This is a genomic window from Helicobacter cappadocius (genome assembly GCF_030688855.1).
Lineage (GTDB): Bacteria > Campylobacterota > Campylobacteria > Campylobacterales > Helicobacteraceae > Helicobacter_J > Helicobacter_J cappadocius.
In genome coordinates, this window is sequence record NZ_JAUYZK010000003.1 from 132,410 (window position 1) to 158,998 (window position 26,589).

The 26,589-nt window shown below is 32.7% G+C and carries 29 protein-coding genes; 19 read left to right on the top strand and 10 right to left on the bottom strand.

Annotated elements, in window-relative coordinates:
* From rpoD to Q5I06_RS03165, 9 genes are all read right to left on the bottom strand, one after another.
* A complete protein-coding gene (rpoD, locus tag Q5I06_RS03125; protein WP_305516943.1) occupies window positions 1-1,842 on the bottom strand; it encodes an RNA polymerase sigma factor RpoD in 1,842 nt (613 codons plus the stop codon).
* Window positions 1,843-1,932: 90 nt separating this feature from the next.
* Window positions 1,933-2,700 carry a carbon-nitrogen hydrolase family protein gene (locus tag Q5I06_RS03130; RefSeq protein WP_305516942.1) on the bottom strand — a complete coding sequence of 256 codons (768 nt, stop codon included), beginning with the start codon at window positions 2,698-2,700 and terminating at the stop codon, window positions 1,933-1,935.
* On the bottom strand, window positions 2,697-2,924 hold the full coding sequence (xseB, locus tag Q5I06_RS03135) for an exodeoxyribonuclease VII small subunit (RefSeq protein ID WP_305516941.1): 228 nt from the start codon (window positions 2,922-2,924) through the stop codon (window positions 2,697-2,699). The genes Q5I06_RS03130 and xseB overlap by 4 nt, the downstream gene beginning before the upstream one ends.
* Window positions 2,917-4,305, bottom strand: coding sequence for a cation:dicarboxylate symporter family transporter (locus Q5I06_RS03140; RefSeq protein WP_305516940.1), 1,389 nt, complete (start codon window positions 4,303-4,305; stop codon window positions 2,917-2,919). The genes xseB and Q5I06_RS03140 overlap by 8 nt, the downstream gene beginning before the upstream one ends.
* A 1-nt stretch (window position 4,306) precedes the next feature.
* Complete coding sequence (gene ubiE, locus Q5I06_RS03145) at window positions 4,307-5,038, bottom strand: bifunctional demethylmenaquinone methyltransferase/2-methoxy-6-polyprenyl-1,4-benzoquinol methylase UbiE (protein WP_305516939.1); 732 nt, start codon at window positions 5,036-5,038, stop codon at window positions 4,307-4,309.
* Window positions 5,013-6,422: an argininosuccinate lyase gene (gene argH / locus Q5I06_RS03150; protein WP_305516938.1), complete on the bottom strand. Its 1,410-nt coding sequence runs from the start codon at window positions 6,420-6,422 to the stop codon at window positions 5,013-5,015. Before argH ends, ubiE begins: the two co-directional genes overlap by 26 nt.
* An 8-nt stretch (window positions 6,423-6,430) precedes the next feature.
* Window positions 6,431-6,874 (bottom strand): protoporphyrinogen oxidase HemJ, encoded by a 444-nt coding sequence (gene hemJ, locus Q5I06_RS03155; protein WP_305516937.1) that lies wholly within the window; start codon window positions 6,872-6,874, stop codon window positions 6,431-6,433.
* Between the two features lies 1 nt (window position 6,875).
* The gene (locus Q5I06_RS03160) at window positions 6,876-7,463 is read right to left on the bottom strand and encodes an IMPACT family protein (protein WP_305516936.1); all 588 of its coding nucleotides are present in this window, start codon (window positions 7,461-7,463) and stop codon (window positions 6,876-6,878) included.
* Window positions 7,463-8,089: an META domain-containing protein gene (locus tag Q5I06_RS03165; protein ID WP_305516935.1), complete on the bottom strand. Its 627-nt coding sequence runs from the start codon at window positions 8,087-8,089 to the stop codon at window positions 7,463-7,465. The genes Q5I06_RS03160 and Q5I06_RS03165 overlap by 1 nt, the downstream gene beginning before the upstream one ends.
* Before the next feature lie 235 nt (window positions 8,090-8,324).
* On the opposite strand from Q5I06_RS03165, the gene Q5I06_RS03170 reads away from it, so the two are divergent.
* Window positions 8,325-9,110 carry an outer membrane beta-barrel protein gene (locus Q5I06_RS03170; RefSeq protein WP_305516934.1) on the top strand — a complete coding sequence of 262 codons (786 nt, stop codon included), beginning with the start codon at window positions 8,325-8,327 and terminating at the stop codon, window positions 9,108-9,110.
* A 29-nt stretch (window positions 9,111-9,139) separates the two neighbouring features.
* On the opposite strand, the gene hisS is transcribed toward Q5I06_RS03170, so the two are convergent.
* Window positions 9,140-10,465, bottom strand: a complete 1,326-nt coding sequence (gene hisS / locus Q5I06_RS03175; protein WP_305516933.1) for a histidine--tRNA ligase — start codon at window positions 10,463-10,465, stop codon at window positions 9,140-9,142.
* Window positions 10,466-10,569: 104 nt separating this feature from the next.
* Between hisS and Q5I06_RS03180 the strand changes: the two genes are divergently transcribed.
* Genes Q5I06_RS03180 through Q5I06_RS03265 form a run of 18 tightly spaced genes read left to right on the top strand, consistent with a single transcriptional unit; the run spans window position 10,570 to window position 26,587 of the window.
* Window positions 10,570-11,253 (top strand): hypothetical protein, encoded by a 684-nt coding sequence (locus Q5I06_RS03180; RefSeq protein WP_305516932.1) that lies wholly within the window; start codon window positions 10,570-10,572, stop codon window positions 11,251-11,253.
* A gap of 25 nt (window positions 11,254-11,278) precedes the next feature.
* Window positions 11,279-11,563 (top strand): virB2 type IV secretion protein, encoded by a 285-nt coding sequence (locus Q5I06_RS03185; protein WP_305516931.1) that lies wholly within the window; start codon window positions 11,279-11,281, stop codon window positions 11,561-11,563.
* The gene (locus Q5I06_RS03190) at window positions 11,563-11,823 is read left to right on the top strand and encodes a virB3 type IV secretion protein (protein ID WP_305516930.1); all 261 of its coding nucleotides are present in this window, start codon (window positions 11,563-11,565) and stop codon (window positions 11,821-11,823) included. Before Q5I06_RS03185 ends, Q5I06_RS03190 begins: the two co-directional genes overlap by 1 nt.
* 8 nt (window positions 11,824-11,831) lie before the next feature.
* Window positions 11,832-14,189 (top strand): VirB4 family type IV secretion/conjugal transfer ATPase, encoded by a 2,358-nt coding sequence (locus Q5I06_RS03195; protein WP_305516929.1) that lies wholly within the window; start codon window positions 11,832-11,834, stop codon window positions 14,187-14,189.
* Window positions 14,176-15,321: a type IV secretion system protein gene (locus Q5I06_RS03200; protein WP_305516928.1), complete on the top strand. Its 1,146-nt coding sequence runs from the start codon at window positions 14,176-14,178 to the stop codon at window positions 15,319-15,321. Before Q5I06_RS03195 ends, Q5I06_RS03200 begins: the two co-directional genes overlap by 14 nt.
* Window positions 15,321-15,614: a hypothetical protein gene (locus Q5I06_RS03205; RefSeq protein ID WP_305516927.1), complete on the top strand. Its 294-nt coding sequence runs from the start codon at window positions 15,321-15,323 to the stop codon at window positions 15,612-15,614. The genes Q5I06_RS03200 and Q5I06_RS03205 overlap by 1 nt, the downstream gene beginning before the upstream one ends.
* A 1-nt stretch (window position 15,615) precedes the next feature.
* The gene (locus tag Q5I06_RS03210; protein ID WP_305516926.1) at window positions 15,616-16,398 is read left to right on the top strand and encodes a Rha family transcriptional regulator; all 783 of its coding nucleotides are present in this window, start codon (window positions 15,616-15,618) and stop codon (window positions 16,396-16,398) included.
* A 10-nt stretch (window positions 16,399-16,408) separates the two neighbouring features.
* Complete coding sequence (locus Q5I06_RS03215) at window positions 16,409-17,755, top strand: VirB8 family type IV secretion system protein (RefSeq protein ID WP_305516925.1); 1,347 nt, start codon at window positions 16,409-16,411, stop codon at window positions 17,753-17,755.
* The gene (locus tag Q5I06_RS03220) at window positions 17,752-19,128 is read left to right on the top strand and encodes a TrbG/VirB9 family P-type conjugative transfer protein (RefSeq protein WP_370690922.1); all 1,377 of its coding nucleotides are present in this window, start codon (window positions 17,752-17,754) and stop codon (window positions 19,126-19,128) included. The genes Q5I06_RS03215 and Q5I06_RS03220 overlap by 4 nt, the downstream gene beginning before the upstream one ends.
* Before the next feature lie 56 nt (window positions 19,129-19,184).
* Window positions 19,185-20,438, top strand: coding sequence for a DNA type IV secretion system protein ComB10 (locus Q5I06_RS08725; protein WP_370692172.1), 1,254 nt, complete (start codon window positions 19,185-19,187; stop codon window positions 20,436-20,438).
* Window positions 20,439-20,452: 14 nt separating this feature from the next.
* On the top strand, window positions 20,453-21,160 hold the full coding sequence (locus tag Q5I06_RS03230; RefSeq protein WP_305516924.1) for a hypothetical protein: 708 nt from the start codon (window positions 20,453-20,455) through the stop codon (window positions 21,158-21,160).
* A 10-nt stretch (window positions 21,161-21,170) separates the two neighbouring features.
* Window positions 21,171-23,147 carry a collagen-like protein gene (locus Q5I06_RS03235; protein WP_305516923.1) on the top strand — a complete coding sequence of 659 codons (1,977 nt, stop codon included), beginning with the start codon at window positions 21,171-21,173 and terminating at the stop codon, window positions 23,145-23,147.
* A gap of 10 nt (window positions 23,148-23,157) precedes the next feature.
* Entirely contained in the window at window positions 23,158-23,697 is a 540-nt protein-coding gene (locus tag Q5I06_RS03240; RefSeq protein WP_305516922.1) for a hypothetical protein, read from the top strand.
* 50 nt (window positions 23,698-23,747) lie between these two features.
* Entirely contained in the window at window positions 23,748-24,326 is a 579-nt protein-coding gene (locus tag Q5I06_RS03245) for a putative barnase/colicin E5 family endoribonuclease (RefSeq protein ID WP_305516921.1), read from the top strand.
* Window positions 24,323-24,901, top strand: a complete 579-nt coding sequence (locus Q5I06_RS03250; protein WP_305516920.1) for a putative barnase/colicin E5 family endoribonuclease — start codon at window positions 24,323-24,325, stop codon at window positions 24,899-24,901. Before Q5I06_RS03245 ends, Q5I06_RS03250 begins: the two co-directional genes overlap by 4 nt.
* The gene (locus tag Q5I06_RS03255; protein WP_305516919.1) at window positions 24,898-25,470 is read left to right on the top strand and encodes a hypothetical protein; all 573 of its coding nucleotides are present in this window, start codon (window positions 24,898-24,900) and stop codon (window positions 25,468-25,470) included. Before Q5I06_RS03250 ends, Q5I06_RS03255 begins: the two co-directional genes overlap by 4 nt.
* Window positions 25,467-26,039: a hypothetical protein gene (locus Q5I06_RS03260; protein ID WP_305516918.1), complete on the top strand. Its 573-nt coding sequence runs from the start codon at window positions 25,467-25,469 to the stop codon at window positions 26,037-26,039. Before Q5I06_RS03255 ends, Q5I06_RS03260 begins: the two co-directional genes overlap by 4 nt.
* Window positions 26,036-26,587 (top strand): hypothetical protein, encoded by a 552-nt coding sequence (locus Q5I06_RS03265; protein ID WP_305516917.1) that lies wholly within the window; start codon window positions 26,036-26,038, stop codon window positions 26,585-26,587. The genes Q5I06_RS03260 and Q5I06_RS03265 overlap by 4 nt, the downstream gene beginning before the upstream one ends.
* Window positions 26,588-26,589 lie beyond the last annotated feature (2 nt).

Genomic DNA, 26,589 nt, shown 5'->3' on the forward strand with positions numbered 1-26,589 from the left:
CTATTCTTCAATATAATTTTTGAGTTTTCTGCCCACTTTAGGATGCTTGAGTTTTTTAATGGCACTTGATTCTATTTGTCTGACACGCTCTCTTGTCACATTGAGTTCTTTGCCTATTTCTTCAAGCGTACGATCACTTTCATCATCAAGCAATCCAAAACGCATACGAATAACCGCTTTTTCCCTATCATTAAGCTGATCGAGAACTTCGTCAATCTGAACTTTTAAATCTTCTTTCATGATGTAATCCATCGGTCCCATTGAATTCTTATCCTCGACAAAATCTCCAAATTTTCCATCATCATCATTTCCGATCGGGGCTTCTAAACTGATAGGCTCTTTGGTAATCTTGATAACATTTTTGACCTTATCCACAGGCAGTCCAACTTCTTGAGCAATGATTTCAACGTCAGGTTCTTTACCTATTTCTTGCACATATTTACGCATAATTTTATGGATACGATTGATAGTTTCTATCATGTGAATAGGGATTCGAATTGTTCTTGCTTGATCTGCTATCGCTCTAGAAATTGCTTGTCTTATCCACCAAGTCGCATAAGTAGAGAATTTAAACCCTTTTTTATACTCAAATTTATCTACCGCCTTCATTAGACCAATATTACCCTCTTGGATCAAATCTAAAAATGGTAATCCTCTATTGGTATATCTCTTAGCGATAGAAACCACCAATCTAAGGTTTGATTTAGCCATCTTATTTTTTGCTTTATCAGAAATAGATTTTCCTCTTTTTATCTGCTCTAAAATTTCTTTAAGTTTTTCAGGCTCAAGATCAAAGCCCCCCTCACTAGCTTCTTTTGTTTGAAAAAGTTTTTTAAGCTCAACATATACACTGACCATTGTTGCTTCAGGAACAGCTGCGGCAATATCATCTCTAGACATATTAGTGATATTATCAAGAATTTTTTGATGATTTTCTATGAGAATATCATTAAATAAGGGAAGTTTATATTCTAACCTCTTCAATTCTCTTTCAAACCCATCTCCGCTTTTGAGAGTATTTTCCATTGCTTTAACTAGTTCATTAATAAGCTTACTTGTAGGTCCCAAATCAAGCAACTTATCCTTCAAGACTTGTTTTTTATATGCCAAAGTAAGGATGTGTAACAATTCATCATCCTCTGGATTTGGAACAATATCTAAAGCTTTCATCCAGTCTTTTTTGGCTTTATCCAATGCTTTAAAACTATCCAAAACCTTATCTACACGTTTTTGATCTTTCTTGCTAACAGGTTTTTTATTTTCTATTTCCTCATCATCTAAACTCTCTTCATCTTCTTCTTCATCATCACTTTCTTCATCATCAAAGCTTTTGAAAAGTTCTTTTACTCTTCTTTCTCGATTAATCAATGCGTCTTTATAGTCATAAATAAAATCAATCAAATAAGGTACTGAACAAATCGCATCTAAAATTGTATTTTCCCCAAGCTCAATCTGTTTACTCAAGTCAATCTCTTCATCTTTTGTCAAAAGAGCAATCTGCCCCATCTCTCGAAGATACATACGAACTGGACTATCACTCCTACTCCATTCTAAAAGCTCTCTTTCTTTCATGAAATCAAATTCATCTTCAAGTTCTTCATCTAAAACTTTTCTCTTCTCTTCGGCGAGCTTAATCTTATCTGCTGTATTGAGATTTTTTGCTAATTCAGATGAAGTTACAAGCACTCTTTTAAATTTCTTTGCTAACTCTTTTATTTTCTTTACTTGAGCCAAAGTAGGTGCTTTTTGAATGGTTTGAGCTATCTTTTCATAAGAAACAAAACCGCTTTCAGCTTCCTTAAATAGACTTTCTAGCTCCTGATTGATTTCTTTTGCTGACATAATTTCCCTTGTAGATTAGTGTGAAGAATGTGTATTTAGTGATTGGATTATACCCAAATTTTTATTCATTTTCTAAAGATAACGCTAGAATTACCTAAAATTCCATTCTTTGACAAATTTATCAATCTCTTCTTTTTGAATCTCTACACACAAAATTTCTTCTTTTTCGCCTAGATTATCTTCTATTTTTCCATTTGGCAAAGCTACAAAACTATCTCCATAAAACTTCCATTTAAATCCATCTTCTATATATTCACCAATCCGATTTGCCCGAACCACCATGCAAGAATTAATAAATGCCCTAGCCTTACACAAATCTCTCCACCTATTATTGGAATCAAAAGTACTTGCTGTACATAAAATTACCACATCTACATCAGCTTGTTTAAGCTTGAGCCATATTTCATCAAAATGCAATTCAAAACCAAAAAGTGTTGCTATCTTCAATCCATCTTTTTCAAAGATATAAGGCAATTTGAAATTTTTACTTTTAGGATTTGCAAAAAAATTCTCCTCATCCCAATGCGAAAAAGAGATCAATCGTTGTTGCATGTAATAATGTGTTTTTTCTCCATCAATAATGGCAATTTTTTTATAAATCTTTTTTTCATCCCCGCATACCACAGGAGCGACAATAGTCAAATCATACTTTTTTGCAAGTTTAGAGAGTTGTGTGAGCTTACTTTGAGCTATTTTATTCAAAAGCTCTTTTGGTGAGTTTTTGAGATCATGAAAAAAAAAATTTAAAACATACTCACCCAAAACCACGACTGAACCCTTTTTAATGGCTTTAATATAAGTGGATAATTTCTCTTCTTTTAAGGGTAATGTAGGGAGTTGAAAAATCGCAAAATTCATTCTTGTTCCTTATTTTCCATATTTTGCACCTTCAGTTCTTGATATTGTAATTTTACATTCTCTAACATTTTTTGAGCAAGTTCTAACTCTTTTAGTCCATCTTTATAAAGATTAAGTCCATCTCTTAAATTTAGACTTTGATTATTGAGTTTAGATAGAATTTGCTTAGTTTTTTCTATTCTTTCTTCAAAACTAAGTTCTTCTAGTATTTTTTCTTTATCCATTATAGATTTCCTTATTTAATGTGCCCAATTCCTTGTCAGCACAAACAGCAGAAGTCATAGCTCCAGAAACATTACTCAATGTCCGTGCCATATCCAATATAGGATCAATGGCTAATACAATTGCAAGAAGTCCAAAATGCTCTCCAAAGCCAATACCTGCGAGCATAATAGAAGCAGCCATAGTAGCCACACCAGGAACCCCAGCTATCCCCAAAGAACCCAAAATAGCAACTATTACCACCATCACCATAAAACTAAAATCAATCGGCACTCCCAAAATATTAGCAATGAATACAGCGGTCATAGCAGGAAAATATCCTGCACAGCCATTAAGTCCCACTGTGCTTCCCAAAGATGCAGTAAAATTAGCTGTTCCTGCATTTACTCCTAACTTATCTGTCAATGTAGAAATGCTTAATGGCAACATAGCCATCGAAGATCTGCTAGTAAAGGCCAACAAATAAGTGTTCAAAGATTTTTTTAAATAAATCCAAGGATTCAAACCGTGCAAAGCAATCAAAAGGAGATGTATTACCAACATAACAACCATCGCTAGATAAATGAGTCCAACAAATAATATCGCACCTCTAATAGCTCCAAAACCATTTGAAATCAATGTATTGGCCATCAAACATATCACTGCATATGGCATAAATCGAATGATAAATAAAGTCATCCACATCACAATCTGATAACCTGCTTCAATAATGTTATCAAGCGTTTTAGATATTTTTTCAAACTCTTTATTTTTTGCAATAGCCCTAGCACCAAATCCAACAAAAAATGTAAAAACAACTACAGCAATAATATTATCGCTACTCATCGCAAAAACAGGATTATCCGGAATAATTCCCAATAAAACATCTGTAAAAGTCTTGACATTTCTTATCTCTGCACCATCTGAAATGGATTGTAAATTTTGACCCAATCCAAAATTCACAGCCAAAAAAATTCCTACACTAGCAGCAATTGCAGTGGTAAATAAAAGCCAAAAAACCGATCTACCTAACAATGCCTTTAGATTGACGCCATTATCAATTCGCAAAATAATTCGTATCAACGAAAATAAAATAATCGGGACAACAAGCATTTTAATAAAACTTACAAATGCTTTACCAAAAAAGCTAAACCAAGTCTTAATTTCAACCAACCACAAAATATTTTTCATTTGATTTTGATCTGGATAACCAGCTATAGCTTGAAGGACAAATCCAAAAGCAAGTCCTACAAAAAGTGCGACAAACATTCGAAGAGAAAAACTGAAATTTTTCTTTTGCAATACCCACAGCAAGTAAAAACAGATAGCCAAAATTCCCAATGTAGCCCAAGTTATTGGTTCTGAAAGAGCCAAAAAACTATTTAAAAAAGTTTTATCATTCATCTTATTGTTTCACTCCAATCAGAAGGGTTGAAATATTTGCACTATAAGCTTTGATGAATCTTGTATGGATACCAAGTTTGCTAAGTTCTTGTGTCAGCATACTTGAGGTCAAAAATCCATCAATAGAATCTGGCAAATATTTATACGCCTTGTAATTTTTTGATACCAGACCACCAATAAGTGGCAAAATATTCCTTGTATAAAATCCTGCTATCTTATCTAAAAAATTCTCTTTTTCTTTCTTTGTGAATTCTAATACAACAAGAACCCCTCCTTTTTTAAGGACTCTAGCAAACTCACTTAATGCTTCTTTGACATCTACAACATTACGAAGTCCATAAGCAATAGACAAAATATCTACACTTTGATTTTCTATACCCCTGAGATTTTTTGCCTCACCTAAAAGAAGTTCAGCCTTTCTGGATTTTAACTGATTTTTAAGTTTTTCTTGTGCTACCTCAAGCATCCCGCTAGATGGATCAATACCAATAATCTTTCCAAAATCCTTTTGAAATTTTTTGGCATTTTTTTCCCAATGCAGTATCATATCACCAGTTCCACAAGCCACATCAAGTATCACAGAAGGTTTGTTTTCTCCGAAATACTCAAACGCCTTTTTACAAGCTTCTCTTCTCCAAGCTACATCAATCCCCAAGCTTAATATACGATTAGCACTATCATAAGTAGGGGCAATTTGATCAAACATTTCAATGATTTGTTTTTGCTTGTCCATTTTTTTCCTCATTTATCCATTTTTCTAATATGTTTATTTGTTCTTCTGTTCTGCCTGTAGATGTTCCTCCAAGGCTATCTCGTGCATTCATAGAGGCTCTAGTATCTAAAACTTTTTTGATTCCTACTAGCTCCAAGGAAGTGATTTGAAAAATTTCCTCTTCATCTAACTCACTAATATCCACACCTTTTTTTTCTGCAAAAGCTACCACCTCCCCTGTGATACGATGGGCTTCTCTGAAGGGCAAATTCTTTTTTCTAACCAAAAAATCAGCCAAATCCGTAGCGGTTAAATGCCCTATTTTTGCCATTTTCAACATATTTTCAGGATATATCTTCATTGTAAGAAGTACCTCTTTTAGTATATCCAAAGAAATCATTGTAGTTTTAACGCTATCAAACACACCTTCTTTGTCCTCTTGTGTATCTTTATTATACGCTAGAGGCAGTCCTTTCATAACCGTAAGTAACCCCATAAGATTGCCAAATGCCCTTCCACTTTTTCCTCGTAAAAGTTCGGGAACATCAGGATTTTTCTTTTGAGGCATAATAGAACTTCCAGTGGAGTATGCATCAGATAATGCAATGAATTTAAATTCATAACTGCTCCATAGTACCAACTCCTCAGCGATCCTAGAAATATGCATTAATAGCATCGAGATATCATAGAGCATATCAAGTGCAAAATCTCTTTCACTCACTGTATCCATAGCATTTAAAGTAGGGGCTTTGAATCCTAGTTCTTTTGCCATCATATCTCTATCATTTTTATAGGGTGTCCCCGCTAATGCTCCAACACCTAATGGTAAAAAATTATTACGTTCAAAGCTATCGAAAAACCTCTGATAATCTCTCTTTAAACTAGCACACCAAGCAACTAAATGAAATCCAAAATTAATGGGTTGAGCGTGTTGAAGGTGCGTCATCCCAGGCATTATAGTATCTGTATTTTTTTTAGCTAAAAAAAGGATAGTATCTATTAGATCTAATATTTTTACTCTGATTTTGCAGTTATAATCTAAAACATACATTCTAAAATCAAGGGCGACTTGATCATTACGACTTCTAGCGGTATGAAGTTTTTTTCCCGACTCGCCAATAAGAGCTATGAGGGCACTTTCAATCGACATATGAATATCTTCATCAACGATCTTAAATTCAAATTGACCTTTTTGAATCTGTTCTGAGATACTCTCAAGTCCTTTAATAATAAGCTCATATTCAGATTTTTCCAAAACACCAATACTCAAAAGCATCTTTGCGTGAATTTTAGATCCCTTAATATCATACTCCCAAAGCTGTTTATCAAAAACAATGGAAGCATTAAAATTATCTAACAAATTGCTACTTTCTTGGGCGAACCTTCCACCCCATAACTTTGCCATCTCTTCTCCTAAAATTTAATCACTGCACAAACAACAATCACAACCAAACACAAAGTCGGTATTTCATTAAATACTCTAAAAAATTTTCCACTTTTTTCACATCGATCATTTTGAAATGCCCTCACATAATACCCGCACATAAAATGATAAATTAGCAAAAAAACAACAAAAAGCAATTTAATGTGCAACCAAGAACCCGATCGAAATAGCTCAGGATTGATACTTATCATCAAAATCCCCGTGATAAGAGTTAATAGCATAGCAGGTTTTCCAATAAATGAGTAAAGCTTCCTCTCTTGAACTTTTGCTACATTGGTGTAGCTTTGATTTGATTGATTTTCAACATGATAGACAAAAATTCTAGGGAGATAAAAAAGCATCGCCATCCAAGAAACAAAGGCTATTATATGCACTGCTTTTATCCACAAATAATACTGATTGAGAATTTCCATTTTAACTCCTGAATTTTAAATCCTGTTCATATTCTTTTAGAAATAAATTTACTTTCATTATAGAACCTGATATCCTGATTTTAACAATCTTTTCCAAAAAAGCTTCTTTTTGTAAATTTACTCCTAGTTTTTTTGCTAGATACTCTATGCGTCCTATGAGCGAATAATCACATTCCAAATTACTGTTAATTAGGGGTTCAAATTTCAACAACATTCCTGATTTTTCTGCTATTTCCACGCTTTTAAGAACGCTTTTTGTATATGCTCTGACCAATCCACCTACGCCTAACAAAGTGCCACCAAAATACCGCACAACAATTGCTGCGATATTTATCATTTCCCTACCTCTTAGGACATTCAAGATAGGTATTCCCGAACTACCTTTAGGTTCTCCATCATCACTAAATCTCTCAATAATCTGATTTTCGACCATAGTACGATAAGCATACACACAATGAGTAGCTTTTAGATGGGTAGTTCTAAGTTCAGCCAAAGTTTTTTCAAAACCATCAAAAGGAATCAAAAAACTCAAAAATCTTGAACCCTTGATGGTTGTCTGTGAATCTACACAAGCTATGATTGTGTCCATTATGGCTTGATTGCCTGAAGATATATCTGCATTTTTCCATTATCTAATATCATTGAAGTTTTATTCCTAGTGATAGTAAATAATCCACTAAAATCTCTCATAAACCGAAATTCAAAACTCATCAATTCATCAGGGCTACAAAGTTTTCTAGTGATGCCTGAGTTTGCAATCTCAATATGATCATCATCTTTCCAAGCATAACTAGCAAAATAATTATTACACGCAGCTAAACCATAAATTCTATGTTGAGAAGGATCAAAAGTCATTGTAGATACTTCATTCAAACTTGTAAATTCTCCTTCATCATTTGATGCATTGTTTTGTTTTATATCACTGGCTTCATTATCTATACTATCAGATGAAGTAGCATCTGAATCGCTAAGAAGTGTATTTTTTTCAGAAGATGCATTATCGGTATTATCTGTCTCTTGCGTGGATTCAGAAGTTTTATTTTGTGCATCCTTTAAGGTTTCCGCCTTCAAAGATTGAGGAGAGAGATATTCCTTGCCTCCCACAATGATTTTTTGTATCTTCCAATTATCTTGAGCAATATTTCCATCAAAAACATTGAGCAGCGAACATCCAGTAAAAAATACCCCTGCCAAAACTAAACTAAACAATCTCATTATTTCCAACACTCCTACCAAGCAGTTTTAAATGTAAAATTAAAAGCAAAAATAATACCTAAATCTTAATAATAAATATGAAACAATATTCAATCTGTCAACATCTAAAAACAATCAAAAATTGTTACAAAAAGTAAATATAAATAAGAATATTTTTAAATAAAAATAGTTTTAAGCAACTTATCTAAATTTATATAATTAAATCCATTTTTCAAAAAATATAAAGGAAAATATAATGAATAAGTTTTATGTCTCAATGGCGGTATTTTCACTCATAAGTAGTCTAACTTACGGAATGGATGAAAAACAAAAAAGCGGATACTTTGCTGGTATTGATCTAGGTTCAAGCAGTTTTTCATATGGAGATAGTGTGAGTCTATCTACTGGTGGTTCTTCATATTCATCTTATCCAACTTCAGTATTTGATTTTACTCCCTTAACTCAAACCGCTTTTACCTACGGCTTAAAGGGAGGTTATCAACTCTACGTAACTCCTAAGCAAGGATTTAGAATAGGAGGTCATATTAGTATGGGAAGCTATATTAGACAAGCCAAAGACACTTCAGCTATGAAAGGCAAAACTTCAAGTGCTACTGATATGGAGAAAAAAGCAAATTACTTTGGTTTGCGATATGGAGTTGATGTAGATTATCTATATGATTTTTATAACACAAATAGAGACTCTATAGGACTTTCTTTTGGTCTTGGTTATGAACTAGCCAACTATATCGCTGGTAAAACAACCATAACCGATGGAACAAGTATCATAACCTACAAAAATTCCCTTTTTGGAAATGGGGCTTATCTCAATCTTGGGGCTCACTACTATCTTAATCACAACCAATTTGAATTTGGAGTGAAGATACCCTTCAATGTTTTTGGATTCTTCACTAGCTATGTAGCAAGTGGGGAAGAAAAACAAAGCATACCTAGCACTTCATCAATGCCAATAGAAGGATACCAAACAGCTAATTTAGTAGTTTCTACAACAGTAAATTTCAGCTACACCTATCGATTTTAAATAGCCAAAATCCAAACATCTTAAAATCATCAACCTTCTTTGATGATTTCTAAGATTTTTAAAAAGCTCAATCTATCTAGTTGCATCCCTGAAGTCATATTTTTAATGGTGATAGTCTTGCTAATATATTCATCTTCTCCGATAACCACAACAAATTCATGCCCTTTTGAGTGTGCATAGCTAAATTGTTTTTTTAGTTTGGTGGCTTCTGGATATACCTCAGTATTTACATTGCTTCTGCGAAAAGATTCTGCAAGTGCTCGAGCATAACTAAAATAAGCTTCGTGCATACAGGAAATCAAAATTCTTGCATTTGTAGATTTATTGCTAAGCAATCCCAACTCCTCAAGTCCTGCTAAAAGTCTATCTATCCCGATAGATGCCCCCACCCCACTTAGTTTTTCCTTCGAAAAAGTTCGTGTCAAATCATCATATCTCCCACCCGAACAGACACTTCCTAGACTTTTGAGGCGATTTAAAGTAGTCTCATAAACAATCCCTGTATAATAGCCTAGTCCCCTAGCAATAGAGAAATTAATCCGGTATGTATCCCTATCCATTTCCAAATTTGAAAGAATTTCATACATTTTTTCAAGCTCTTCTATGCCCTTTTTGAGCTCTTCATTCCATTGCTTCATCGGTGCTATTTCCTCAAAAAAATCATCACTAGCACCTATTTGCTTGATATTTGTAGCTTCAAGCAACCCTTGTATTTTTTTCTCCGTCATATTGAGTTCTTTTTTTAGCTCAATACATACGCCATCTTTACCAATTTTATCAAGCTTATCAATGATTCTAAGCGTAGTTTCTATATTGCTTTTTTCTACAATCCCAAAATACTTACAAATTCCATTGAGTATTTCCCTATGATTGAGCCAAATGGTAAATTCTTCAATCCCCAAAGACTCCATAGAAGCATAAATAACCTCTACAATTTCTGCATCACATACAATAGAATTACTGCCTATAAAATCAAAATCACACTGAGTAAATTCCCTATATCGTCCTCTCTGTGCCCTCTCTCCTCGAAAAACATTCCCAATGACATAGCGTTTGAAAGGAAGATCTACCTCATTGTGATACTGTGAAATAAACCTTGCTAATGGCACTGTTTGATCAAATCGAAGTGCTACATCCCTGCCACCATGATCTTTAAAAGCATAGAGTTCTTTTTGTATTTCATCGCTACCTTGCTTAATAAGTATATCTGCATATTCAAGATGGGGTGTCTCAATAGGAACAAATCCAAAACTCTGAAAAACTTTAGAAACTTTGTTTAATAGTTTTTCTTTTGCCATTGCTTCTTTAGGTAGTCTGTCTTTAAATCCACTCAATGTTCTAGGCACAACTAGCATTACATAAATTCTCCAGTTTGTTAGATTGACTGAATTTTATCCTCTTTTGGGTATAAAAGCAACATTAAGCAAGATGTAAGTTCCAAAAAATACTAGGAGCTTATATGTTGGACTTTGATCTTTCCAAGTTTGAATTACAAACCTTTCACAATTCTAATCTGCGTTCGTTTTTTAAATCTTATAAGAATTCAAAGATATATCTTTTCTATGCTGAGTTAAGGGACATTCTTTGGAATCTTCAAATAAAAAATGGGATGATTGCCATCAATCAAAGGAAAAAAACTTATGAATTTGATGTTACCGATCGCACCATAAAAAATTGGCTTTATGAACTCCAAGAATTAGGATTTTTAGAATTTAAATATAAAAGATTTGATTTGTGTTATATACAGATGAAGGATTATACTAAACTTCAAATCCTTTATCCAAAAACCCATAAAGAAAATGGAGATCCTATTTTCCCTTCAAGATTTTACAAAGATGTGCAACTCATTATTAAAAATGCCATCAAAGACTTCAAAGATAAAACCCTAGTGTTTGAAAATGAAGAAGTTATTCTTTGTGATTTCTCAAGTAGAAACGAACTCTCTTTTGCACAAAGTGTTTATGTAAAAACAAAACTAGCAAACGATGAACAATTTCAGCACAACATCATCTATGAAGATCTAGTCAGGCAACCTCTCCCAAATCTCAAATGTAATTTTGCTCAAGCCATCATCAAAAAACGAATCAAAGAAGCACTAGAGCATTGCAGTGATTCTTATAAAAAAATCCAACTAGCCTCGTAAAAATTAATAATAATAAGGAAAAACAATGAAAAAAATCAATGAACTTCAAATCCGATACAGCTTGATGATATTTATTTTCTTAATGAATTTTGCAGAGGCTAAAAACTTTGTCGATCAGGTCAATAATATTTTAGATCTCATAAGTAATACCTATATGAAAGCTTTAGGTGGTTTGATTATATTAGCTGTAGGCATTTATATGATTAAAGAGAAAGAACGCCTTAAAGAAATTGCGACAAGTTGTATTGTTATCATCGTAGCAGTAGCAACTATTACAAATGCAAGACAAATTGCTGACTGGTTGATTTAATGTTTAATGTTGCACACGCTAAAGTCGAAAATATCAGGGAATTGAGCAAAAAAGAAAAGTTTCTAGGGCTTAATTTGAATTCTTGGATTCTTTGCACTATATCGGTTTTGCCTATTGCTAATATGACTTTTTTTTATGGTCTGATTTTATTTTTTGTTCTTATATCGTTTTTTTATGTAGCTGAATTTTTTGATGAAGATATTACAGATATTATTTTTGCCTCTTTTAACATAAAGGGCATTGATACTTATTATGCTTAAGGATCAAAATGAATATCTTTGAAAGCATCAAAAAATATGCAGGAATAGTTTTAGATAAAAGCTTACCCAATCACTATTCAATGATAGAAGAAAACAACATACTTGGAATTTATAACGATGATTTTGTTATTACTAAAAATGAAAATTTTATCGGAATTATCACTTTAGAAGGCATCAATTATAGTAACCTCAATGAAGATGATATGCTCGAACTCTTTTTAAATCGTCTGAATGCTTTAAATGCGATTGATGAAGGAGTCGAACTTAAAATCATCACCAAAAGAAGGCAGTATTTATTCAATCAAGAATATGATGATATTCCAAATGAATATGCTAAAAAAATAATCAATTTATGGGAAGGCAAAGAAAAAGTCTTTTCAAATCAATACATTCTTATTTTTGAAACCAAAAGCGGTAATTTTACTTCGTTTTTAGAAAAGAAAAAACTTGAGATGACTACTTCTATTAAAGAAGAAAAAAATACTAATTTTACCTTTATTAATAAAGAGATAGTCCTAAAATCAATCATTCAAAGAGTATGCCAAACTCTAAGTGATCTTAAACCTAAGCAATTAAATTCTATAGAAATCCTAAGATTTTATGCAGAATATATTAATGGTGTTTATATTCCTTTTAATCCTAGCAATGGAATACTTTCTGATAGTTATATAGCTAGTAATGTGAGTTTTCATAAAGATTATTTCATTCAAGATTTCAATACTCATAAAACTTACAATCGATTCATTGCTATTAAATCTTATGACTGCGAAGAAATCACTTCTTTAACGCTTTCAAATTTGCTTCATTTAGAATGCCAGATTGATATTGTTCTCTCTATTGATCCTCTAGCTAAAAATAAAGCAATCTCAAGAATTGAAGAAAAGAGAAAAAGATCAAGTTCTCTTATCAAAGAGAGCTTAGTAGAACTCAAAGAATTAGTAAAAACAGATCGCATTATTATGCAAAATCTCTCTTTAATAGTGATTGTAAGAGAAAAAGACAAAAAATCCCTTGATAAAATCAGTAATCAAATTGTTAATATCTTTAAAAACGATGGACTAGTCGCTGTTATAGAAACCATCAATATGATGCCAACATTTTTTAGTTTTTTCCCAAATCGCAATAATCTCAATGCTAGAAAAAGACTGCAAAGCTCTAAAGTGATTTCTTCGCTTATTTTGTTTGAAAAAGAACAGACTGGTCGAAATAAAAATTCTTGGGGAGATATGCCTCTATCAGTATTTAAAAATCAAAGTATGTCGCCATTTTTATTTAACTTCCACGCCGAAGAAGTCAAAAATAAAGAGTATGTATTAGGACATACGATGATTATTGGTGGAACAGGTGCAGGGAAAACAACACTTGTGTCATTTTTGATGATGAATGCACTCAAATATCCTATCAACATTCTATCCTTAGATAGACTTTATGGAATGCAAATTATGACAGAGTTCTTTGATGGTGAATACAATAGCGGAGAAGAATTTTACATCAACCCATTTACATTGGACTACACGCCTGAAAATGTATCATTTTTGAGTGCTTGGTTAGCATTTTTAGTAGGTATTAATGAAAACAATCCTGATGATATTTCCAAACTCTCTGCATTAGAAAAAGTAGTAAAAGATACTTATCATAATTTACACATTCAAGGAATCACCCCTCAACTAAGCGATATTAGCGAGGGCATTGTAAAAATGGAAGATGGTTTTGTGCAAATGCAACTCCAAAGATATTTAGAAAATCCACTTTTTAATAAAACACAAGATTCCCTCAGTTTTAAAAATCAGCTCACCACTTTAAATATGGACTTTATTGTTAATTCAGGCAAAGACGCCTCTTTGATTGCCTATTACTTATTTCACAAAATGATTTATGAAGCCAAAGAAAATAATAAAGGCTTTTTTATGTTTATCGATGAGTTCAAATCCTATACAGAAAATGAAACGATGAATGAAAAATTAAATCTTGCTATTACTCAAGCAAGGAAGGTTAATGGTGTCATTGCTCTAGCTTTTCAAGATATCAATCAATTAGATGAAGTCAAAAATGCCTCTTCTTTTATTGAAAATATGGGACATATTATCTTATTTCCTACTAAAAATATTGAAAAGATAGAAAAACACGGGATTATTCTTTCAGACATTGAAAAAGAGTTTTTGACCTCCACTTCAAAAAACGATCGGAAGATTTTGCTTAAAAACCGCATTGATAATACCTCAAATATTTTAGATGTGAATTTATCCAAACTTGGAAAATATCTCAATATCTTTAATTCAAACTCTAACAATGTAAAAAAACTCAAAGAATGTAAAAAGAACTATCCTAATAATTGGAAAGAGAGGTATCTCAATGCCTGGCTCTAATACAACATTTTATGAATATCTGATGGGACTTTTTACTGAAATTACAGATCAATTTGCTGGAAAAATAGGAGTGCAAATCGTTAATGAACTTCATATGTTAGGGATTTTAAACATATTGATGGTTTTACTCATATGGATTTGGGCGATCAAAAGAATTCGTGAAAAAGATATGTTTGAACATAAAAATATCATCTCTTTGATTCTTTTTGTTTGTTATATTGGATTTGTAAATTGGGTGTTAAGCCCAACAGGATCAAATGATTTTAGCACTTATTTTGATGGCTTCATCAACTTTCCTGCAGATACACTAAATCAAGTCATTATCGCTGGGATTAAAAATATTAGAAATAGCAATATTTCAACTCAAGATGGTATATCTACAATCATTCAGCAAATTTTTAATCTCACTTTAGATACTGCAAAACAGACAGTTAAAATCTCTTTATGGAATTTAAGTATCAAAATCATATTTGATCTTGTATTATTTTTTTTCATGATTATTGTCGAACTTACTTTTATCATCATTATGTGCCTTGTCATTATTTCTACCACCATTCAACTAAAACTTTGGGAAGCACTAGCTATATTTTTTATTCCTCTAATGTTTTTTCCTCAAACAAGAGGAATGCTAGGAGCATACATTAGAATTTTAATCTCTCTAACTCTTTATAAACCCTTTTTATTACTCATTGGAGCATTTTATGTAGCCATTATTGAAGCTGAAAGAAAAATGATGATTGATAAAGTCTTTATTGAAGGAGATTTAATGATGATGATCATTATGGGAGCTATTTGTATCGTTCTTATCAAATCCATTCAATCAATCATTGATGGAATTTTACAAACTCAAAGTGGCTTTAGCGGAGTTAGCAACATTACCAATATGGCAAGTAAAGGTGCAAGTGCATTAGGTTCAATGGCTGGGGGTGCTATGGCTGGAGGAATAGTAGGAATGATGAAACAAGCTTATTCTAAAAGTGGCGGGGGTGCTAAAGGTTTAGGAATGGCTGCATTAAGTGCTTTAAGCGGAGGTGCAAGTACCGCAGTTCCTCAAGCAATGAAATCTGTAGCTAAAGGAATTGCCAAAGGCGTATCCTTTGGAGCTTCAAAACTCTCTAAAGGAGGAAAATAATGAACAAACAATCTAAAAAATTCACTATTTTATTTTTTATATCAAGTGCTATTTTTTTAACTGCGTGTTCTGATAGATACTATGAAATGTATAAAAGCCCTTGCGCTTGTTTTTCTCAAAAAGACCTAAAAAAGATTTATCAGCAAATCCAAAAAGAAGAGTTGGAAAAAACAAAATCAAATACTCAAAACACTTATTACCGATCGTCCAAAATTGGGCTATCGGAAGAATACCCTAAATATGGGAATTGTGCAGTTTATAAAAACCTATTAAAAAGAGTAAAAAAGGCTTAAAATGAACTATATAGAAAATACACAAGAGAATTCTATCATCATTGAAAATAAAAAAATCAGCTTTGATATTGAAAATCAAAAAGTCTTTATCACTAGTTTTGATATAGCTGAAGTTTTTGAAAAACAACACAAACATATTTTAAGAGATATACAAGCTCTTCCTGATGATGATTTTCGTAAGTCCAATTTTGGGCTATCGAACGAAGTCCGCAAACATGGGCTTTTTGAAAAAAATAGCAAATACTACAAAATCACTAAAGATGGATTTTGTCTTTTAGCAATGGGATTCACTGGAGAAAAGGCTTATAAATGGAAAATCCTCTTTATTGAAGCATTTAATAAAATCGAACAAAACCTAAGAAGTAAGATGTTTGAATTAGCCTCTTTAAAAAAGGACTACGAATATCAAATGCAAAAAGATTCAACAAAACTAAATGTTATAGAACAAAAAATCAATACTCTTATTAATCATATCCAAAAACAAAAAAATTTCCAAGAAAAAATACAAGAACTTCAAGAAGAAAGACTTGATTTAAAAGATCAAATCATCAACCTTCAAAGTGAAATCATCGCAAAAGGAACAAAAATCAAAATAGACCACTCTAAAAACACCCTCACCCCTTCAGAAGAAAAAATGATCCTCTCATTTTTAAAAGAAGGCAAAAGCGTAGAAGAAATCTCTAAGATAATGAATAAAGCAAGAACCATCATTAAGAAACTCAGTCGCTATACGAATTACTCACATCTTTCCTACATCAAAGAACTCAAAGAGCTAAAAAACTAAGGAAAAAAAGATGGGAAACAATCTTAAAGAGCTTCAAGAATCAAAAAATCCTTCAGAACAAATAATGCAAAATGAACAAGATGATTTAGAGGTAAAACAAGAAGAAATCCTTGAAGAAAAAATCAAAACTTCAAAAAATACTTCGATATTTAAAACAATAAAATCCACATTAGAAAAAACCAAACAAACAACTCAAAACCTAGTTTTGCCTAAAATAAGAGCTAAATTCAAAATAAATTCAGTGTTTGAGAGCGTTCAAGATGCAGGGAGTATCTTTAAGATTGAACGAAAAATTGGAGATTATCTGATTTTAATTGCTTTATTCTTTTTTCTCACTAGTTTTATCGAATTTATTATAATCCTTACTCTTTTGCCCCTTAAAGAAAAAGAACCTTACCTAGTAACTTTTACCAATGATACTCAAAGCTTTGCCATTATTCAAAAAGCAGATCAAAGTATCACTGCTAATGAAGCTTTGAATAGGCAACTCTTAGGAGCTTATATCCTCTCAAGAGAGAGTATCAATCGAATTGACGATAAACAAAGAAATGAGATTGTAAGAGAACAAAGTTCCCCTGAAGTTTGGAATGTGTTTGAGCGAATCATTGCACAAGAAGATTCTATTTATAGCAATGAAAACCTTACAAGGGTTGTTAAAATCGTCAATATTGCTATCATTAAAAAAGGATATGCCAATGCTGATGTCTCGATTTCTCTATTTTATAACGGGATTTTAAAATCTGAAAAAAGATATAGAATTGTCATTTCCTATAAATTTAAAACCTTAGCTATTGATTATAAATCCCTTCCAAAAAACCCTACAGGATTCACTGTTACGGGATATTCTATCACAGAAATTGCTACTATCAAGGATTTAGATGAAGAAAATAAAATAAGCCATTCTAAATCAAGAATCAAATATCAAAATAATAAAGAAAAAAACAATGAAGATATTTTAGATGATGCGTATTTTTATCAAGAATCAAAAGAAAATAAAAAATCTAACAACACTCAAGAACAAAACCAAGTCACCGATAAAAACACTCAAGAAGATGTTAAACAAAATAAAGATTCTGATTTTAATGCTATGAATTCAAAAACCAACAAAGATGATTTGAATGAAAAAGAAACATCGCAGATTCAAGAACAGATTGAAAATATCAAAATATTCTTGCAACAACATCAAAATGATATGCCCGGCAACAAGCTCAATGAACTACAAAATCAACTCCAAGAACTAGAACAACAAAGCCTAAAAAATAATCAAAATAATCCTAACAATCTAACCCCTACCAAAGAAGATAGTAACAATAACACTCTTTCTCCTTTTATTGAAAACACAAAGGATAAAGAATGAAAAAAATCAATCAAATTTTTTATTATAAGGGAAACAAGGGATTGAGATTGGGCTTGGGGGTTTTTGGATTTGATGGGCATTGTAGGTGCTATAAGATTTTAAGAAGCACTATTTTAACGGGGCTTTTATTAATAACAAATCAAGTTTTTGCAGATGAACCTAGTCCTTTTGTTAATAGCTCAAATCCTAGCACAAATTCTAAAGAAGACTCTAGCCCTAATTCCAAAAATAACAAAATGACTTTGGAAGAATTTCAAGAAGAACAAGACGCACAAGAAGCTGTTAAAATGCAATTTCTAAATGCGATTCAAAGTTCGTTTTTTTCAAAAAAAAGAAATCCACAAGATAATAATCTCAATATAATTTATAAAGCAGGGGATACTCCAAAAATTCGTCTTCGATATGCAATGAGTACAACTTTTATTTTTGATAAAGATACCATCGCTTATGTTTCATTAGGAGATAGTTCGTTTTTTGAAGTTTTAGCCCCAACAAAAGAAGGTTATAATCTCTCTAATATCCTTATCATCAAGCCTCTTTTAATTGGTGTAGATACGAACCTTACCGTGATAGGAAAAAGTGGGAAAATCTATACTTTTTATCTTTTTTCTACCCATTTTACCAATTCAAGAAATCCTGCCTTAACTGTATTTATTTCAGATGATAGGAAAATAGGCAAAATTGACATCATTCCTCCTGAAGTCAAACAAGCAGAAAAACTTAAAAAACTACAAGAGCTACAAACTATTAACAAACAACTCACACAAGGAAATTCTAGTGCAAATACAAACAACGCAGATGAAAAAATTAATTCTATTGAAATTCCCAAACAAGATTCATCTAAAAGCGATAATGAAAAAAGTGTTGATTATACCTCTAAAGAAATCGATGATGGAAAATTCATAAGAATTGGAGATGAGAGTAATCATCTCTTTATTGATAAATCAAAAATCAAAAAGCACTATTATCAAGCCCCTCGAAAAAAGCGTATGTGGTGGAGTTTGTGGCTATATAAAAAACCTTATAAACAAGCAGAAGATTTAAAAGCGATTGATATTTTTGATGATGGAAAATACACTTATTTTAAATACAACAGAGAAATTGCTATCTCTAAATTTCCTTACCCTTATAAAGTTATTGATGGATATGACAACCCCATCAATTCACGAGTAGTAGGAAACTATATTATCGCTGAAGATGTGAATGCTAAATGGACTTTGCGTTTAGGTGAAGAATATGTATGTGTGCAAAAAATCCCTTCTAAAAAAGAGCTAGATGAAGAAAGATTACAAAAAGCACAGCAAGTTGTGATTCCAATTTCTGATCAAAAAAAACAAGAGGAAAATTCCTCTAAAGTAAAAACAAAGTTGTAATAATGGGTGTTATTTTAAACTGGATCAAAACCCACAAACTCCTCACATTTTTTGTGATGTTAATTACTGGATTTTTTGTTCTAGTGGCTATCTCTAAGCTAGAAATCGATGATGAAGAATTTGAAAATAAAACAAAATATCCCATCGAAGATTATCTTTATCAAAACTCTAAAGAATCCACTCCTTCCAAAATCTCAAATACACAAGAAAAACCAAAGGAAGAGAAACCTCAAGAAAGTGATAATGCCTTTTTGTCGATTGAAAATAAAATCAAATCCCTTCAAAAAAAGATAGGAGTAGATGATAAAAAAGATTCTTACAAGGGCGGTTTGATTGTTATAAATTCTCAAAAAAATAAGAAAAATCCTGATGGGACAGACAAAAATAATAAGCAAGATAAAAATTCACAATTTGATTACTCCAAAGCTTCAAAAAGCGATAAAGCTCGTTTAGCCCTCTTAGCAAAACGATTAGCTTCTAGTTCTGATGGAAGTTCTTTGGATTCTAGCTCATCTTTAGAAGAAATCAATAATGGAGAAACACTACAAGCTAATAAGGAAAAAGAATACGGTGTTGATTCTTTTTCGAATTTTGATAAAAAAGATATTGCCAGTAATGAAAATAAGCTCTTAAGAACCATCACTGCTGATAGAATGATACCTGCAATACTTATTACTCCCATCTCATCGCAGATTGGGGGAAATAAAATAGTTGCTCAAGTAGAAAGCGATGTGTATGCCTCAATGGGAAGAGCAGTGCTTATTCCCAAAGGCTCAAGAGTGATCGGTTTTTACAACAATAATAACAAAATAGGTGAATATCGATTAGAGGTGATTTGGAATCGAATCATTACTCCACAAGGCATAAATATCATCTTATCAGACGCTAAAGGGGCTGATGTAAAGGGCTATGCTGGATTAGTGGGTGTTTTACATAAAAAAAGTTGGGAACGCTACGGATTGCCCCTTGCCCTCTCAACCCTCTCAAATGGACTGCTTTTATCTATTTCATCAGCACTTAATAACAAAGTCAATCAAAATGGTTCAAATTTTTTAGAAGGCTATCAGACTACCCAAATGCTGAATTCTATGAAGGCAGATATTTCTAACATTATCTCTCAAATCTTAAGAGAACAAATTCGTATCAAACCCATCATTACTATCAAAGAAGGATCTAGGATTTTTATTTCTCCTAATACAGATATTTTCTTTCCAGTGCCTAAAAATGGCGAAGTGAATGCTGAATTTTTTAAAGAATATAAGCCTCCTATTGATGAAGAGGATATGAGTGATGATGAAAATGAATTTTAAAAAAGGAATACCTAATGGAAGATAAAAAAGAAACTAGAGGGATTTATAACACAACCTTCAATGAGAAAAAAGCAACTCCTATTTCAGTGCAGAGTGATTTAGAAAAAATAGAAGATGCCATCATCGAAGAAGTGGTGATGTATGTGAAAGGTTATCACAACATCAAAAGAGATAAAGGCTTAGGTGCAGAACATATCAAAATCCATCTGGAACAAAATTCACAAGGTGCTATTACCTTAAAAGAACTCCTTGATTTAGGAAAGTCTATCAGGGCTTATATTGATAAATTTCAAGAGCCTTTTATTGACAAAGATAATAGAAAAATTTATGAATGGGAAAATGAAAAAGGAGTTAGATTTAGAACCATTATAGATAAAATTAGAGGGGAGGGTCTCCATATCGCGCCTCTTTCCCCCTCTAATGAAGTCATTATAACATTTTATTCTGACAGAAATCTTAATGCAAAAATGCGCTTTAAAAACCCCAAAGTAGCAAAACACTCTAAAATGAATCATGAAGAAAATCCGACGGTAGGGTCGCCTTACCCTACATTTTTGTCAGATGAATCTGCAAAAACGGCGCTTGGTGATGAATCACTTTCGTCAGGAAATCAACATAAAGATATTGTATCTAAAGATAACGAACAAGACAAAGCAAAACACTATGAAATTAATAAACCCCTAAATAACGAAATAACCCCCAATAGATCAAGAAAGAGATGAAGGAGAAAAAATGAAAAAAATAATCTGGAGTGTATTTTTTATTTTACTAACTAGCTATGAAGCACAGGCTTTGATAATCTTAACAAATAAAACTATCAATTTCAACCATAAAAAAACAGGTTCGCTTAAAGGCAATGTTGTTTTAGGTAACAAGATTCAAAGAGCTATTGCAGTAGGAAAATATAAAGTGAGTTCTAATGGAAAAGATGTTGTTTTTAATATCTCTTCTATCATCAAAGACAACCAAACACACAATCTAAGTTCCCAGCCAAGTGTTATCAAACCCATTAACGGTAGTAAAAATCTTAAAAAAGGCTCTAAGATAATTTTAGCAGGAGAAAATCAAGATGAGATTGCTAAGATTTTTGGCATATCCTTAGAAGATTATCAGAAAAAATCAGGCACAAAAGCTACTTCATCCACTCCTTCTAGCTCAAGCTCAAGCTCAAGCAGTTCGGGAAATTCTAGCACTCCTTCTAGTTCAGGCTCTGTGAGTTCAGGTAGCTCTAGTGGAAGTTTTGGTAGTTCTAGCACAGGGGGCTTTAATAGCTCTAGTGGAAGTGATTATGGAAGTGGCTATATTCCTAATGCTTCAACTAACGATACGGGCGGGACAAATTATTATCCTGTACCAAATGGAAATAGTAATTCTGATAGCTCAAATTCTAGTGGGGGAAATGGGGGCGATGAATATTCTACGCAGTTTTGTAAATCTCCTGCATATGATGGTAAAAACTCCATAGGACTAAGTTTTATAGCCAAAGATGGAAGCTGTGTAGATGTAAAAGCTCAAAGAGATGATACTAAATGTGAATATCGCTATGACTTCAACGAGGGGGTAGCAATCAAACAAACACAATTTTATTATGTAGATAATGAAAATCAGATGAAAAATGTAGGAGGCTGTGTAGATTTACAAGGTGATGAGTATCGTTTTCCCTTATATAAAGATGATAGTAAATGCCAACTCCAAATTATAAAAGATAAAGGCTATAAAGGTAATCAGGCTTACTTCTTTCAAACCCAAATCCTTTTTCGTGGGGCTGATGGACTAGTGCATACTGCTGTGGATTGCTCAGATTATCAAAATGTGCAAGAAGAACTGATTTCTTATGATAAAGACCCTACATCAAAACAAGTCAAAAGGGTTGTGAATCAATACTACATCGATCCTACTACAGGGCAAAAGGTTTATATTAACAATGGAATCATATCACCTTTTAAATTTCCTTATCAAGAATATGCTTGCGGGGCTTGGGAGTTTGATGATGCGAATTTACAAGCTTATAGAAGAACACAGATAAAAGCCTTTGATAATGTAGCTAATCAATATATTGACATCACTTCTTGTGATTATAGCACTGATGAGGGTAAAACTGGAAGGATCACACAACCTTATATCAAACTCCCTAGTGAAGAAAAATCAGGAACAACTGAAGCTGGAGATATGAATGGGACATATGAGTTTGAGATGGAGAAGAGAATACTTACGAGTTATGAAGAAGATTCTAAAAATACCGGTCAATGTAAATATCATAGATATTATCCACATTATCAAAATGGTGGAATCCAAACTTTAGCTAAATGGATTACCACTTATAAAACTACCAATACTGGCGTAACCATAGGGTATCAAAGACCCAAGCAAGAAGATGAAAAAGAACCTTCCATCTATTATGTCAGCAAAAGAGTTAAAACCATTGATAGGACGACTAGGGTTATTCAAAATGATCTGAATTTAGATAGTGATTATATGAAATTCTATGAAGCAAATGAAAATTACTATAAAGATGAATCCATCAAGACTTCTTCAGGTTTTACAGACTTTATCAGCAAATACTATAAACCAAAGAAGGGGGGATTATGCTTGATGTATAACTTTTATGATGTTCAAAATTCAGACCCGCATTGTCATACTTGGTGGGCAATAAGTAATGGTTATTCTTGCACATCATACAACGACTACCTCCTTCCGCCTAAGAAATAAAGGAGTGCCTATGCAAAATAAAAAAGAAACTAGAGGGATTTATAACACAACCTTCAATGAGAAAAAAGCAACTCCTATTTCAGTGCAGACTGATTTAGAAAAAATAGAAGATGCCATCATCGAAGAAGTGGTGATGTATGTGAAGGGTTATCATAATCCCTATAGAGATAAAGGCTTAGGTGCAGAACATATCAAAATCCATCTTGAACAAAATTCACAAGGTGCTATTACGCTTAAAGAACTCCTTGATCTAGGAAAATCCATCAGGAAATACATAGCCACTTTCAAAGAGCCATTTATCGATGAAAAAGGTGCGAAGATTTATGAATGGGAAAATGAAAAAGGAGTGAGATTTAGATCAGTAGTAGATAATCAGATGGGAGGGCCACAACTGCCACTCTCCCCATCTGATGAAGTCATTATAACATTTTATTCTGACAGAAATCTTAACCAAAAAATGCAGTTTAAAAACCACAAAGTAGCAAAACACTATGAGAATCAAAACTCTCTCAATAGCCAAATAACCACCAATAAATCAAGAAAGAGATAAAGGAATACCTATGATAAAACAAATATTTAATACCACTAAAGGAGATGAAGATGACTACAGATTTCTATACTGGGAGTGATTTTACAAAAGAGTATTACCACAAAGAACAATTAGCTGTTATCAAGCTATTGATGGAAAAGCAAGGCTTCATAAAAGGTGCATTTTATAGAGAAGATACAGGGGATATTGATTTGTTATGGGGAAATGAAGATTTTGGATTGTGTCATATTCTTAAAAGGCGTTCTGAACAATTTGGAGAAGAAAAAGCTCTAAGATTTATTTCTCATCTACAAGAAAATATCAGAAATGGCGTCATAGTCAAAGCAAAGCACGGCAGAATAGGGATTATCACAAACAAATCAACTATTATCTTAGAGCAATGTCAAGATAATCATTTTATACTGACTGCATATATTGACAGAACAAATGAATTGAGATTGGAAAACCTACAGAGTGTTCACGATATAGATTTTATTGATGAATCGGTTTCTAGGCTCAACAAAGGCTTCGATGTTCTATCATCAAACCAATCCCATAACCCTATTTTACCAAAAAAAATAGAACCAAAACCCCAAAGACAAAAAGAAAATGAGATTATTCCCACTCCCAATAAAAGGAGAGGTAGATGACTACAGATTTCTATACTGGGAGTGATTTTACAAAAGAGTATTACCACAAAGAACAATTAGCTGTTATCAAGCTATTGATGGAAAAGCAAGGCTTCATAAAAGGTGCATTTTATAGAGAAGATACAGGGGATATTGATTTGTTATGGGGAAATGAAGATTTTGGATTGTGTCATATTCTTAAAAGGCGTTCTGAACAATTTGGAGAAGAAAAAGCTCTAAGATTTATTTCTCATCTACAAGAAAATATCAGAAATGGTGTGATGATAAAAATGCCTGATAATCGATTCAATATCATTACCAACACAACAAGCATTATTTTAGCAAGAGGGGAAGACAATCATTTTATATTGACTGCATATATTGATAGAAGAAATGAATTGAGATTGGAAAAGTCGCAGACCATTGACGATGCGAATTTTATTGATGAATCGGAGATGAAACTCAACAAAGGCTTCAATATTCTATCATCAAACCAATCCCATAACCCTATTTTACCAAAAAAAATAGAACCAAAACCCCAAAGACAAAAAGAAGAACAAAATATTCCCACTCCTAGCAAAAGGAGAGGTAGATGAGTGAATTAGAAATATTTGAATTAGGTTTAGCCTTAGCTAAAGCACTGGGCGGAGATAAAGAAGCTATAGCAGATATTGCACTGCTTTATAGAAGACACCCTGAAATGTTTGAAAACTTTCAAGATGTAGTTAAAACGATTGAAGAAGTGATCAAAGACCCTGAGATTATTATGAAAGCAAAAACAGAAGGAGCATTACTAGCTATAAAGGAATTAGACGGAAATAAAATGGGCGAAATAGCAATACAAAACGATAATGGCACAAATGTAGTTTTTCATACAAATAAAAAAAGAATAAAAGAATTAGAAAAAATCAAGCAATCATTGGTAGAGACCCCCACACCCTCTACACACCGCTCAAAGTCGGCAGGGGAGCTAATGAAAGAAAAAATTCTTTCATCTGGTACTAACGCACATTCAATGATTGCTACAGAAAATATTCTACCACAAACTGATAAATCACAAGAAGCACAAAAAGAACAACGCTCATCAGCATCTCAAATCCAAAAACCAAAATACAAAGAAGAAGATACAAATACTCTTAATTCCACTAAAAGGAGAAAAAGATGAGTGAATTAGAAATATTTGAATTAGGTTTAGCCTTAGCTAAAGCACTGGGCGGAGATAAAGAAGCTATAGCAGATATTGCACTGCTTTATAGAAGACACCCTGAAATGTTTGAAAACTTTCAAGATGTAGTTAAAACGATTGAAGAAGTGATCAAAGACCCTGAAATTATTATGAAAAATCCCAGTCCAAATAGGAGAAATGATGAAGAAATTTTGGTAGCAAAACAAATAAATTCTCAGAAAATGGGTGAAGTCGGGATAAAAAATGATGATGGAATAAATACAATATTTCATGCAAATAAAAAAAGGGTTCAAGAGTTAGAAAAGTTAAAAAAGAAAATTGAGAATGCAGATGGTAGGGACGCCCACACCCCCTACACTCAAGCCCAAAGTCTTGACGGGCGACTGGTGCAAAAGCACATTTCATCTGCTGAAAATATTCTACCACAAACTGATAAATCACAAGAAGCACAAAAAGAACAACGCTCATCAGCATCTCAAATCCAAAAACCAAAATACAAAGAAGAAGATACAAATACTCTTAATTCCACTAAAAGGAGAAAAAGATGAGTGAATTAGAAATATTTGAATTAGGTTTAGCCTTAGCTAAAGCACTGGGCGGAGATAAAGAAGCTATAGCAGATATTGCACTGCTTTATAGAAGACACCCTGAAATGTTTGAAAACTTTCAAGATGTAGTTAAAACGATTGAAGAAGTGATCAAAGACCCTGAGATTATTATGAAAAATCCAAAAGCTAAAAATGATCAAGATTTCATAGTAGCTAAAAAACTGAATGAGAAAAAAATGGGGGATATTGGAATCAGAAATGAAGATGGAATAAATATGATTTTTCACGCAAATAAAATCAATGTTAAGAAATTCAAGCAATTTGAAAAAAAGCAGTTGATGGTAGGGACGCCCAACTCCTACACTCAAGCCCAAAGTCTTGACGAGCGACTGGTGCAAAAGCACATTTCATCACCTGCTCGGGATATTCTACCACAAACTGATAAATCACAGGAGACACAAAAATCTCAATTATCTAACACCCAAAAACCCAAGTATAAGGAGAATGAAAATGAATCTACCCCTAATAAACCCCACAAAAGGAGATAAAA